The following is a 12870-nucleotide window of genomic DNA, read 5'->3' on the forward strand; positions in this document are numbered from 1 at the left end:
ACGCCAGTGCCGCCCGGGATCATGAAGGCGCCGCTCAGTGGCCGCCCGGCTCGATGATGCCATCGGTCTTGTCGTGCACGCCGAAGCGATCGACCATGGTCTGACTGGCTTCGTTGAGCCCGACCACCTCGACATCGATGCCTTCGCGGCGGAATTTCATGACAATCCGGTCAAGCACTTCAACCGCCGTAATGTCCCAGAAGTGGGCATGGGTGACGTCAATACGTACCCGATCCACGCCCTCCTTGACGTCAAAGGCGTCGGCAAAGCGGGTGGTCGAGGCGAAAAAGACCTGACCGCGCACGTGATAGTCACGCTGCTGGGTGCCGTCCTGCTCGGCAAGGGTGCTGTCGATCTGCAGGATGCGGCTGATCTTGTTGGCAAAAAACAGCGCCGCCAGCAGCACACCCACCAGAACGCCCATCGCCAGGTTGTGGGTCGCCACGGTCACCGCCACGGTGGCGAGCATCACGATGTTGGTGGTCAGCGGCTTTTTGGGCAGATCACGAATCGAGCCCCAGTCAAAGGTGCCGATCGAGACCATGATCATGACGGCCACCAGTGCCGCCATGGGAATCTGCGCGACCAGCGGCCCCAGAAAGACCACCATGATCAACAGGCCGATCCCGGCGGTCATGGTCGAGAGTCGGGTAAACCCGCCGGACTTCACGTTGATCACGGTCTGGCCGATCATGCCGCAGCCGGCCATGCCGCCCAGAAAGCCGGTCGCCACGTTGGCGATGCCCTGGCCGCGGCACTCGCGGTTCTTGTCGCTGGGCGTATCGGTCAGATCATCCACGATCGTGGCGGTCATCATCGACTCCAGCAGCCCCACTACCGACAGCGTCAGGGCATAGGGAAAGATGATCAGAAGGGTTTCGAGGTTGAGCGGGATATCGGGGATCAGAAACACCGGCAGGCTGTCGGGCAGGCTGCCCATGTCACCCACGGTGCGCACATCAAGACCGAAGGTCATCGCGATGGCCGTCATCAGTACAATACAGACCATCGGCGAGGGGATGGTCTTGCCCACCTTCGGCACATAGGGAAAGAGATAGATGATGGCAAGGCCACCGAGCATGATGGCGTAGACCGTCGGCGTGGCATTGGCGCCGGTGATCTCCGGCAGCTGCGCCATGAAGATCAGAATGGCGAGCGCGTTGACGAACCCGGTCACCACCGAGCGGGAGACGAAGCGCATCAGGCTGCCCAGTTTCAGCACGCCCCAGAGGATCTGCAGGATGCCGGTCAGAATGGTCGCGGCAAAAAGGTATTCAAGGCCGTGATCGCGCACCAGGGTGACCATCAAAAGTGCCATGGCGCCGGTGGCGGCCGAGATCATCGCCGGGCGGCCGCCGGCAATCGAGATCACCACGGCCATTGAAAAGGAGGCGTACAGCCCGACCTGGGGGTCAACGCCGGCGATGATCGAAAAGGCGATCGCCTCGGGGATCAGCGCCAGCGCCACCACCAGCCCCGAGAGCACATCGGGGCGCACGTTGGAAAACCAGTTCTGTTTTATTGAGCCCATCATGCTCATCTTTCCCTTCTGCGGTTGAAAATTCATCGCGCCTCGAGAGCGCACGTGATTGTTCCCGGGGCCCCGCGCCGCGCGCCGGCGTTCCCCGTGAAGACGCTGGCCCGAACCCGGCCGGCGCGCCGGTGACGCCGGAAACCGGGTCGTGTCACGCGATATTTCGAATGTCGTTTGCCCGTTAGACGCCTGACAAAAGGTGCGGGTCGGCCGACTTCGGCGCGCCACGGCCAATACATTATTTCAAAAGGACTACGGAGATTTGACGCCGGAAACGTCACGACTGAAGCGCTCGTGCGAGCGCGCCGCTCGGGTGAGCGGTGATCCCTGAAAGGCTCAGGGTGGCGTAGGGCGCCGAAAGGTCGTGACAGGCATCGGGGTCATTGCGTCAACCATTTGTTGAGATCATCAATGGCGGCGCAGTCTAACAGGGCGACAGGGATCATGCATCCCGGAGAATGCCGGGCCAATCGGACAAAGGGCCGTGATCGATCAGGATCACGGCCCTTCAGTTGCGGACGCGGCGCCGGTGGCGCCTCGCTCATGCCGGCGTTACTGGTCCTGATCCTGCTCGGGCACGAACTCGGCCTCGATGCGCAGCGTCACCTCGTCGCTGACGCCCTGCTCGTCATCCGTGGGCAGCAGGTAATCGATGGCGTAATCGCTGCGCTTGATGGTGGCTTCACCGCTAAAGCCGATGTGATACTTCTCGTCAAAGGCGTAGACCCCGCCGCGATTGAACTCGGCCTCGATCTCGACCGGGTGGGTCTGGCCGTTGAGCGCCAGATCGCCGGTAATGGTGGCTTCGTCGTCATCGTCGATTTCGATGCTGGTCGAGGTGAAGGTGGCGGTACCGTACTCTTCGCTGTTGAAGAAATCCTCGCTTTGCAGATGCTCGGTCAGATCGCTGCCGGTCAGCACGCTGTCCAGCGGAATCTCGATCCTGAGATTGCTCTCTTCAGGATCTTCACCGAGTCTCAGCGAACCGGACAGATCCACGAACTGGCCTTCATAGGTCGAAAAGCCGTAGTGATCCACGCCCCAGGTGATCTTGGAGTGCAGCGGGTCGATCATGTAATTACCGGCCGGCACATCGTTGATATCGTCGGTCTCGGGCGTCTGCTGCGCGGCCATCGCCGGTGCAGCGCTTAACATGCCCGCCACAACGGCGGCGCTCAATGCGGTCCTTTTTTGCACGTGACACTCTCCTTCGTTGATGCCTGATACAACTTTCACAGCATAGGTTAAATCAGCGCGGGGTGCGGCACCGTTTCCGATCTGACACAGCGCCCTGTCATCAGGAATTGCCGCGCATCTGCTCGAAGATTTTGGTGATTTCCAGCGGCAGCGGGAACACGATGGTCGAGGCATTCCTGTTGCTCATGTCGCTCATGGTCTGCAGATAGCGAAGCTGCAGTGCCGCGGGATTTTTCGACATGATCTCGGCGGCCTCCACCAGCTTCTCGGACGCCTGCATCTCGCCCTCGGCGGCGATGACCTTGGCACGACGCTCGCGCTCGGCCTCGGCCTGGCGGGCAATGGCGCGCACCATGTCCTCGCTGATATCGACCTGCTTGATCTCGACGTTGGAGACCTTGATGCCCCAGGCCTCGGTCTGCTGATCGAGAATCACCTGGATGTCATCGTTGAGACGATCACGCTCGGAGAGCATCTCGTCCAGATCGTGCTTGCCCAGTACCGAGCGCAGCGTGGTCTGGGCGATCTGGCTGGTGGCCATGCCGTAATTTTCGATCTGAATGATCGCCCTTTCGGGGTCGACCACCTTGAAATAGACCACCGCGTTGACGCGTACGGTAACGTTGTCACGGGAGATGACGTCCTGACCCGGCACATCCAGCGTGACGGTGCGCAGGTCCACGGCCTCCAGCTTCTGGATCACCGGCAGGATCAGAAAGAGCCCCGGCCCCTTGACGCCCTGAAAGCGCCCCAGAAAGAACACCACGCCGCGCTTGTACTCGGGCAGTACCTTCACCGAGGCGGCAAGAATGAACACAACGACAACAACAGGAATCAGATAGGTCAGCATGCGGCATCTCCCTGACTGGGACGGGTAAGTTTACTCTGGTGAGGCGGTGGGGTGATGCGTGGCGGTCTCCGCGTCGCGTGCCAGAATCAGCACCAGCCCCCGGACCTCGCTGACCCGACGCTGCTCGCCTTCTGCCACGGGCGTGGTGCTCCGGGCCTGCCACCGCTCGCCCCTGACGTGCACATAGCCGTGATAGTCGCCCTGATGGTGCTCGGTAAACTGGCGCGTGGCGTCGGCCACCGCCCCGATTACCTCCTCGCGTCCGCCCATCGGGGTGACACGGCGAAAGCGCAGAAAGCGCCTTACCACCCACAGCAGGAAACCGCCGAGCAGCAGCGCCGCAGCAGCGACCAGCCCCATGCCCAGCGCACTGTCACCGCCGGGCAAAAGCCCTGCGTTGACCATCATCGAGGCGCCGATGACAAAGACCAGCAGACCCAGCAGCCCCACGACGCCGAAGGTCGGCGTAATGGCCTCGACGGCGATCAGCACCAGACCCAGCAGCACGATCAGAATCCCGTCCTCGACGGCCAGCGGCGTGGCCGCCCGGGCAGGCAGCGCCACCAGCAAAAGACAGAGCAGGATCAGTATACGGGACAGGGCGGTCATGGAATCTCCCGGCAGGTGCGAGGCATCCGGTATCGGTCGTTAACAGCGTACACCCGCTGACGGCATCGTGCCTGAACGGATCGTCGAATGGCGCCCTGTGTTGTCGAGCCGACGCGCAAAGCGGATGACGCGGCGCGTCCAGCGCCCGATACCGTCGAAAATGGCGCAACTTTAGTCGTGGCGCCCGGGCGCCGACTGGCGCCGGAAACGCCCGTGGCACAGGCCTTGCGCCGTGACGGGTAACCAAAAGCATATCGGTATTGGCTTATTTTTATATTGGCCGGTCCTCAAAAGGCATGTTTACTGTAACAACGACATCGGTGCCGGTGACCCGGCAGGCACGGGGCCTGGCAAGCCGTTTGCAAGGAATGCCCGGGATGGTGCGCCGTGTCTGTGTGCCGTGCACCACCAGGCGTTCGCGCCTTTTCCATCACGCAGCCGGGTCCAATGCCATGTATGCCACCAGAGTCACGATCCTGCACCGCGGCCTGCTACCACAGCCGGCCCCGGGCCGGTCAGCCGCCGACAGCGTGTCGGTCGATTGCCACGTCCGCCCGGATGTGATGCCGGGAGAGCGCTCATGAGTGGCGTCACGCTGTGTGAAGTCGAAAAATCGTTTGGCGGTACCAACGTCATCGACCGGGTCTCCATGGAGATTGCCCAGGGCGAGTTTGCGGTGTTCGTGGGGCCCTCCGGATGTGGCAAATCCACCCTGTTGCGCATGATCGCGGGACTGGAAGAGACCAGCGCCGGGACAATCGACATCGGCGGACGGGACGTGACCCGGGTGGAGCCCGCCGAGCGCGAGGTGGCCATGGTCTTTCAGTCCTACGCGCTCTACCCGCATCTGAGCGTTTTCGACAACATGGCCTTCAGTCTGAGCCTTGCCAGGGTACCAAAGGCCCGGATCAAGGCGCAGGTCGATGAAGCCGCGCGCATCCTGAAGCTGGGCAATGAGCTGCACAAGAAGCCGGCTCAACTCTCGGGCGGACAGCGCCAGCGAGTGGCCATCGGCCGGGCCATCGTGCGCAAGCCCCGGGTGTTTCTCTTCGACGAGCCCCTCTCCAATCTGGACGCCGAGCTGCGCGTACAAATGCGCCTTGAGCTCTCTCGCCTTCATCAACAGCTCGGTTCGACCATGATCTACGTCACCCACGATCAGGTCGAGGCGATGACGCTGGCCGACAAGATCTTCGTGCTGCGCGATGGCGTAGTGCAGCAGTCAGGCACCCCCCTGTCGCTTTATGACGATCCCGACAATCGCTTCGTGGCCGGTTTTATCGGCTCACCGGCCATGAACTTTCTGTCTGCCACGGTGGCCGAGGTCACATCAAACGGGGTGGTTGCCGCCATCGAGGGCGCTCCCGATCAGACGCTGGCGGCACGGCTGGATGGTGCGTCTCTGGACAAGGGACAGGTCATCACCCTGGGCGTTCGTCCCGAGCATCTGCATCTTCAGGCCGACAGCGGCGATCAACCGGGCGCGGGCGCTGGCGATACCCATCGCGCCAGCGGCGTCACCACCCGGGTCGAAATGACCGAAAACCTGGGCGGCGTCGCCTATCTGTATACCCGCATGGCCGACGGTCAGGAGGTTGTCATCGAGCGTCGCGGAGAACGCCGGGCCCATCGCCGGGAGCACGTCACCTTTACCGCCGAGGCCGGACATGTGCTGGTGTTTGATCAGCAGGGCAGACGCCTGCGCTAGTACCGGTCGGCGACGCGGCGCGGCCTGCGCTGCGCTGCGCTCTGACGCGACAACACCCGAGGAGAACGACAATGAAACGGCTTGCATCGATGGTATTGGCGACTGCCACTGCGACCTGCCTTGCGGCTCCCCCCGCCATGGCGCAGACGCAGGTGGTCTGGTGGGACTTTTTCGTGGGCGGTGACGGGCAGCGTCTGAAGGCCCTTATCCATCAGTTCAACGAGGAACACCCCGACATCAACATCGATGCCACCTCCTCCGAATGGGGGGTACCCTTCTACACCCGGGTACGTACCGCCGCCACCGTCGGACAGGGGCCGGATGTCGTCAGCTACCACCTGTCGCGGTTACCGCTGGCGCTCACCGAAGACGTTCTGACGCCCATCAGCGACAGCGACCTTGAAACGGCCGGTCTGTCCCGCGACGACTTCTTCGAGCGCTCCATCAGTGCCGCCTCCGACGATGACGGCACCCTCTATGCCGTTCCCTTCGATATCCATTCGATCGTTTTGTACTACAACAAGCGCTATTTCGAGGGGACCGACTACCTGGATGCGCAGGGCCGGCTGACGGGCATTGATGACCTGGCGGATCTGAATGCAGCACTGGCCGTGGCACAGGACAACGGCTCCCGTACGCCGCTCTCCTACCAGACAGGCGGCCCCGGCGGTATCTGGCGCGTCTTCTATACCCTCCTGAGCCAGCAGGGAGGCGTTCTCATCGACAATGGAGAGGTGCTGCCCGGCGACAATCTCGACAAGGCAGCCCGGGCCATCGAGGTCATGCAGACATGGGGAGACAACCGGTATCAGCCCGAGCATGCCGAATACGAGGCATCAGTGGCCCTGTTCACCTCCGGTCGCTCGGCCATGTTTCTGAACGGCGTCTGGGAAGTGCCCACGCTGGTAGACCTGGAAAAAAGCGGCGAACTGGGATTCGAATGGGGCGTCATTCCGGTGCCGACGCTGCTCGACCAGCAGGCCGTCTGGGCGGACAGCCATGCCTTTGCGATTCCCGTTCAGGGCGACAGGGAGATGTCTGCCGAAAAGCGTGACGCGGTCATGACCGTGATCGGCTGGATGGAGCGCCACTCGATCGACTGGGCGGCGGCCGGTCATATACCGGCCTATCTGCCCGTGGCCGAAAGCGAGGCCTTTATCAACATGGCGCCCAACGCCAATTACGTCTCGCTGGCCGATCAGGCGGTCTATGATCCCCGTTCTCCCATTGCCGGGGTGGCCTCACCGGTCTATGACGCCGGGCTCAATGTCATTGCGCCCGCCATCCACGGCTTTCTCGAGCCGGAACAGGCGGCCCGGCAAATGCAGCAGGAACTACAGGCGTTGCTGGCTCGATAACGACTCGGCTGACAACGATAACAACAGCGTACGTCCTGTGGCCGAGCCAACACGCTGCCTGGCGGCAGGGCGATCAAGGGAGTCGGGCCATTGGCGATAATCTCCAATCGGCGCAGGCATATCGCGGTGGCGATAACGCTGGTTGCGCCCTTCGTGCTGGTGTTTGGACTGGTCTTTCTCTACCCCACCCTGCGCATGGTGGAGCTCAGCTTCACCAACGCGCCGCTGATCGGTTCAGGCGAGTGGGTGGGACTGGACAACTACCGGCGGCTTTTAAGCGACAACCTGTTTTATACCTCGCTTAAAAACAACGGCTACTTTGTCCTGCTGACTGTGGTGCCCACCACCGTGATCGCGCTGGTGATCGCCCTGGCGGTCAACCGGCTGACCGGGCGCATGCAGGCGCTGGTGCTGGCGATCTTTTTTCTGCCCTACATTCTGCCGGTATCGGTGGTGACCCAGATCTGGGCATGGATGCTCGATTTTCAGTTCGGCATCCTGCAACCGCTGATCGAGTGGATAACGGGACGCCCGGTGGCGGTGTTCAAACACCCGGCCTGGGTGATGCCCACGATAGCGGCCATCACGATCTGGTGGACCAACGGCTTTAACGTTTTGCTGTTCATTGCCGGGCTGCGCAATATCTCCCGGGATCTTTATGAGGCCGCCGCCCTGGATGGCGCCTCGCGCCGCCAGCTGTTCACACGGCTCACCTGGCCTCTGCTGTGGCCGGTCACCGCGCTGGTTTTGACGCTTCAGCTCATTCTTCAGCTCAAGCTGTTTGATCAGGTGTATCTGCTCAGCGGCGGCGGGCCCTTCAACTCTTCCTACGTCCTGCTGATGATGGTCTACCGCGAAGCCTTTCAGCTCAATCAGGGCGGCTACGCCTCGGCCGTGGCGCTGGTGCTGTTTGTTCTGATCATGGTGGTCTCCGTGCTGCAATTTCAGCTGCTCAAAATCAGGAGGCGCTAATGAGCACAAGAGAAGCGGCCCGCCGCCAGCCGCGCCAGACCTCTGCCAAATGGCTCAGGGTGGGGGACAGCGTGACCCGACGAAGGATTGAACGCCGACTGTTGCTGGTACTGACGCTGCTGGCAGCCGTGATCTGGATATTTCCCCTCTACTGGGCACTGGTCACGTCGCTGCGTCGGGAAAACCACGTGGTCAGTGACAACGCCGGGCTTTTGCCCGATATGCTCGACGTCACCGCCTACAAGGAGGCGCTGTTCGATTCGAACCTGCTGGCGTGGTATGTCAACTCCATCGGCACCTCGCTGATCATCACGGTCCTGGTGCTGGTCTCGGGCATGATGTGCGCCTATGCCCTGTCGCAAATGCGTTTTCCCGGGCGGCGGGTGCTTTACGGGGTGGTGCTGGCCAGCTTCATGATTCCGTCGCAGGCGCTGGTCGTCACCCAGTTTGTCCTGATGAGCGATATGGGGCTGGTGAACACCTGGGCCGGCATCATTTTGCCGCAGCTGATCGTTCCCGTGGTGATCATCGTCTACAAGCAGTTTTTTGATGCGGTACCCGGCGAGATGCGCGAAGCCGTTTTACTGGATGGCGGCAGCGAATACACGCTACTGTTCAGGATCTATCTGCCGCTCAATTGGGGCATTACCAGCGCCCTGGCCATCATCACCTTCATCATGGCCTGGAACCAGTTCTTCTGGCCCTTTCTCGTCACAACTTCCGAAGACATGATGACCATTCCGGTCGGCATCACCCAGGTGCGCGATACCTTCGGCGTCAACTATGCCCGGGTGATGGCGGTGGCGCTGCTGGCTGCAGCGCCGGTGGCCATTGCCTATCTTGTCTTCCAGAAAAAGGTCACCGAGGCGGTCATGATCTCGTCCGGCGTCAAGGGGTAGGCCGTGCGGCCGGCAGAGGCAAGGTTCGCCGACCCTGTCGATCTCTCCCCTCGGGCGACCCGCCTTGACAGGGAAGGGAGATTCCTCGTCGCGCCGTGTGGCGCGATGAGGCTCCGGAAGATGCTCGAAACGGCCTAATGGCCGGGGCACCGGATGCGATAGCGTTGGCGTGGTTTTATAGCATTCGGCTTATGGAGGCCATCATGCGATCCCGGATCGATGTGCTGTGGACGGGCGGCTGGGACTCGACCTATCGGGTGCTCTCGACCGCCATGGTCGAGAAGCGAACGGTCGTGCCGCACTACATTGTTGATCTGGGGCGGGGCTCCAGCCTGCGCGAGCTGCAGGCGATATCCGAGGTGCGGGCCACGCTGGCCGACATCGATTCCGAGGCGGCCGCCCGGATCGAACCGCTGCGGATCACGCCGGTCACGGAAATCGCGGCAATCCCCGAGCTGAGTGCGGCCTACCACCGGCTGACACGGCAGGCGCACCTGGGCAGCCAGTACGACTGGCTGGCCCGCTACGCCAAAAGCCAGGGCATCGACCATCTGGAGCTGAGCGTTCATGTGGACGACAAGGCCTATCACTTTCTGAAGGGCCGGGTGGTGGCCACCGAGGATGGCAGCTGGACCTTCGATGATCGGGTCGACACCGACGAGGCCATTTTCCGCTTCTTTGACTTCCCCCTGCTGGAAATCTCCAAGACGCAGATGAAGGCCGAGGCCGAGCGCCATGGCTTTATCGAGGCGCTGGAGAAGTCATGGTTCTGCTACAGTCCGATCGATCAGGCCCCCTGCGGGCTCTGCAACCCCTGTCGCTATACCATCGAGGAAGGCATGGAATACCGCCTGCCAGAGAAGGCGCTGCGCCGCCACCGCACCCGCCATCTGCGCCGTGTTGCCCGGGCACCGCGGGCGCTGTGGCGCCGGGCTGCCCGGGTCATGTCATCGCGCACCGGAACATCCGGCACGGGGGAAGCCGGCTGACGACGCGGGTTACAAAAGCGCCTGCACGGCGCGCTCCACCCCGCGCAGCTCCGCCAGCCCCTTGAGACGCCCGATCAACGGATAGCCCGGATTGGTCTGACGCGAGCTGTCATCACAGAGCCGGTGGCCGTGATCGGGCCGCAGCGGCAGTCCTGCACCGCCCTCCTTGGCGCGACGACGCTCCTCCCGCACCAGCTCGCCGATGACGCCGACCATGTCGACGTCCCCATCCAGGTGGCCCGCCTCGATAAAGCTTGCGGGGTCATCGGCGTCGCGCCGCGTGGCGCGCAGATGCACGAAATGAATGTGCGGGCCGAACTCACGGGCCATGGCCACCAGGTCATTGTCAGCGCGCACCCCATAGGAGCCGGTGCAAAACGTCAGGCCGTTGGCCGGACTCCTGACCTGATCGAGCACCCAGCGAGCGTCCTCGGCCGTCGACACGATGCGCGGCAGGCCCAAAAGCGGGCGCGGCGGATCATCCGGATGCACCGCCAGACGCAGCCCCGCTCGCTCGGCCACCGGCACCACCTTTTGTAAAAAATGGCGGTAGTTGTGGCGCAGTTGATCCTCGCCGATGGCCTCATAGGCGCGAAGGTGCTCGAGAAACTGCGCCAGGGTGTAGTGCTGATCCGCCCCCGGCAGTCCGGCAATCAGCGTGGTGACCAGCCGCTCGCGCGCGATGTCGTCCATGGCCTCGACACGCTGTCGCGCCGCCTCGATCTCCGCCTCGCTGTAGAGGGTACGGGCGCCCGGACGCTCGAGAATGAACAGCTCAAAGGCGGCAAAGTCCGTCCGGTCAAAGCGCAGCGCCTGTCCGCCCTCCTCCAGCGGCCATTCAAGCTCGGTGCGCGTCCAGTCCAGAATCGGCATGAAGTTGTAGCACACCGTATTGATGCCGCAGGCCGCCAGGTTCTCGAGCGTTGCACAGAACACCTCGATGGCGCGGTCGCGCGCCGGAACATCGAGCGCCTGCTTGATCGCCTCCGGTACCGGCACGCTTTCCACCACCGACCATGACAGCCCCGCGGCCTCGATCAGATGCTTTCGTTCATTGATGGCCTCGACCGACCAGGGCGTGTGCGGGTCGTGCCCGTGCAGGGCGGTGACAATGCCGGTCGCGCCGGCCTGGCGAATCTCTGCCAGCGTCACCGGATCATCGGGGCCGAACCAGCGCCAGGTATGTTCCATGTCCTGTGTCTCCTTCTGTCGTCAACCCTGAAAACTGCCCAAAGGCTGCTGGAACCGCTCAGACCTTCGCCAGATGCTGCTCGAGCGCCGCGCGCATGCCGAGGCGTTCGATCGCCTCCAGTGCCTGCTGCACCTGTTCCCCGAAACGCGGTGCGCTGACCAGCGTCGGCGAGAAGATCGCTTCGAGACTCATGGCGGCGGCGGCCCGATCCGCGCTGCGCTCAAAAGCGTGACACTGCGCCAGTTGATCCGCCATCGGATCGTTGACCGGGTAGGCATGGCCCTGTTCGTCAACGCCGCGGGTATAGCGAATCCAGGCCGCCACGCCGAACACGGTCGCGCTCAGCACCTTGTCATCGTCGCTGGTGGCCAGGCGCTCTTCGCCGCCGCGCAGCCAGCGCTGGGGCAGCTTCTGCGAGCCATCCATGGCGATCTGATGCAGCCGGTGGCGCAGGCTGTCGTTGCCAAAGCGCGCCATCAGCGCGTCGGCGTAGTCCTGCAGCGACACGCTCTCCGGCATCGACAGGGTCGGCGCCGCCTCCTCGAGCATGTAACGGCGCAACAGCGTCTGCAGCAGCGGATCGGCCACCGCCTCCGACACCGTCTCCAGTCCCATCAGGGGGCCGGTATAGGCCAGCAGCGAGTGCGCGCCGTTGAGCATGCGCAGCTTCATGGTCTCGAACGGTGCCACGTCCTCGACCATCTCGACCCCGGCCTGTGCCCAGTCGGGTCGGCCCTGGGGGAAGTGATCCTCGATCACCCACTGCAGAAAGGCCTCGCTGACCACGGCCGCCGGGTCGTCACAGCCAAGCCGCCGCAGACGGGTGAAGGCCTCGTCGTCCATCGCCGGCACGATGCGATCCACCATGCTGGCGGGAAAGGCGACCTGCGTGTTGATCCAGTCGGCCAGCTCACGATCGCGCCGCTCGGCCAGCGCCACCACCGCCCGGCGGGTGCGCTCGCCGTTGTCCGGCATATTGTCGCAGCAGAGCACCGTGAATGGTGGCAGACCGGCCTGCCGGCGCCGGGCCAGCGCCTCGACCAGAATGCCCGGCGCCGTGCGGGGTGTCTCCGGACGGGCGATATCGGCGGCGATGGCCGGATCGTCGACCAGCAGCGTCCCCTCGCTGGGGCTCAGATAATAGCCCTTCTCGGTCACCGTCAGGGTAACGATGCGGGTATCGGCCTCGCTCAGACGGCTCAGCAGCGCGGGGAGATCCTCGCCCTGCTGCCCCTGCGAATCCGTGCCGGTAAACAGCGTCTCGCTGATGGCGCGAATCTCGCGCAGGGTGACGTGGGCCCGGTCGGTATATTCGGCCAGGTGGTAGCGAAAGTCCTGCTCGCGCAGGGTCTCCACCAGTGCGCGGTTGCCGCGGATGTTGACGCTGCAGATGCCCCACTCCCGCTCGCCGCGGGCAATACACTGCTCCACCACCTGCGCCTGATGCGCCCGATGAAAGGCGCCGAGGCCCAGATGCACGATGCCGAGACGCTCGGGGGCATGATCCGAGGCGATACGTGTCACCTCGGGCGTGTCGTGGGTGTCGGATGAACTCATCAATG

Annotated in this window: 11 protein-coding genes; 5 read left to right on the top strand and 6 right to left on the bottom strand. The window is 63.3% G+C overall.

Annotated elements, in window-relative coordinates:
- Positions 1 to 34 precede the first annotated feature (34 nt).
- From M1D97_RS12565 to M1D97_RS12580, 4 genes are all read right to left on the bottom strand, one after another.
- On the bottom strand, positions 35 to 1534 hold the full coding sequence (locus M1D97_RS12565; protein ID WP_456268068.1) for a SulP family inorganic anion transporter: 1500 nt from the start codon (positions 1532 to 1534) through the stop codon (positions 35 to 37).
- Positions 1535 to 2086: 552 nt separating this feature from the next.
- Entirely contained in the window at positions 2087 to 2731 is a 645-nt protein-coding gene (locus M1D97_RS12570) for a YceI family protein (protein WP_456268069.1), read from the bottom strand.
- A 100-nt stretch (positions 2732 to 2831) separates the two neighbouring features.
- Positions 2832 to 3581: a slipin family protein gene (locus M1D97_RS12575; protein WP_456268070.1), complete on the bottom strand. Its 750-nt coding sequence runs from the start codon at positions 3579 to 3581 to the stop codon at positions 2832 to 2834.
- A gap of 30 nt (positions 3582 to 3611) precedes the next feature.
- Entirely contained in the window at positions 3612 to 4190 is a 579-nt protein-coding gene (locus M1D97_RS12580) for an NfeD family protein (protein ID WP_456268071.1), read from the bottom strand.
- A 580-nt stretch (positions 4191 to 4770) separates the two neighbouring features.
- Here M1D97_RS12580 and M1D97_RS12585 point away from each other — a divergent pair.
- From M1D97_RS12585 to M1D97_RS12605, 5 genes are all read left to right on the top strand, one after another.
- Positions 4771 to 5898 carry an ABC transporter ATP-binding protein gene (locus tag M1D97_RS12585; protein ID WP_456268072.1) on the top strand — a complete coding sequence of 376 codons (1128 nt, stop codon included), beginning with the start codon at positions 4771 to 4773 and terminating at the stop codon, positions 5896 to 5898.
- Positions 5899 to 5969: 71 nt separating this feature from the next.
- A complete protein-coding gene (locus M1D97_RS12590) occupies positions 5970 to 7256 on the top strand; it encodes an extracellular solute-binding protein (protein ID WP_456268073.1) in 1287 nt (428 codons plus the stop codon).
- A 90-nt stretch (positions 7257 to 7346) separates the two neighbouring features.
- The gene (locus tag M1D97_RS12595) at positions 7347 to 8228 is read left to right on the top strand and encodes a carbohydrate ABC transporter permease (RefSeq protein ID WP_456268074.1); all 882 of its coding nucleotides are present in this window, start codon (positions 7347 to 7349) and stop codon (positions 8226 to 8228) included.
- The gene (locus M1D97_RS12600; protein WP_456268075.1) at positions 8228 to 9127 is read left to right on the top strand and encodes a carbohydrate ABC transporter permease; all 900 of its coding nucleotides are present in this window, start codon (positions 8228 to 8230) and stop codon (positions 9125 to 9127) included. Before M1D97_RS12595 ends, M1D97_RS12600 begins: the two co-directional genes overlap by 1 nt.
- A gap of 203 nt (positions 9128 to 9330) precedes the next feature.
- Complete coding sequence (locus M1D97_RS12605; protein WP_456268076.1) at positions 9331 to 10116, top strand: 7-cyano-7-deazaguanine synthase; 786 nt, start codon at positions 9331 to 9333, stop codon at positions 10114 to 10116.
- 9 nt (positions 10117 to 10125) lie between these two features.
- On the opposite strand, the gene uxuA is transcribed toward M1D97_RS12605, so the two are convergent.
- Positions 10126 to 11307 carry a mannonate dehydratase gene (gene uxuA / locus M1D97_RS12610; protein ID WP_456268077.1) on the bottom strand — a complete coding sequence of 394 codons (1182 nt, stop codon included), beginning with the start codon at positions 11305 to 11307 and terminating at the stop codon, positions 10126 to 10128.
- 58 nt (positions 11308 to 11365) lie between these two features.
- Positions 11366 to 12865 (bottom strand): mannitol dehydrogenase family protein, encoded by a 1500-nt coding sequence (locus M1D97_RS12615; RefSeq protein WP_456268078.1) that lies wholly within the window; start codon positions 12863 to 12865, stop codon positions 11366 to 11368.
- Between the last annotated feature and the right edge of the window lie 5 nt (positions 12866 to 12870).

The sequence above is a fragment of the Kushneria sp. AK178 genome (assembly GCF_053903105.1).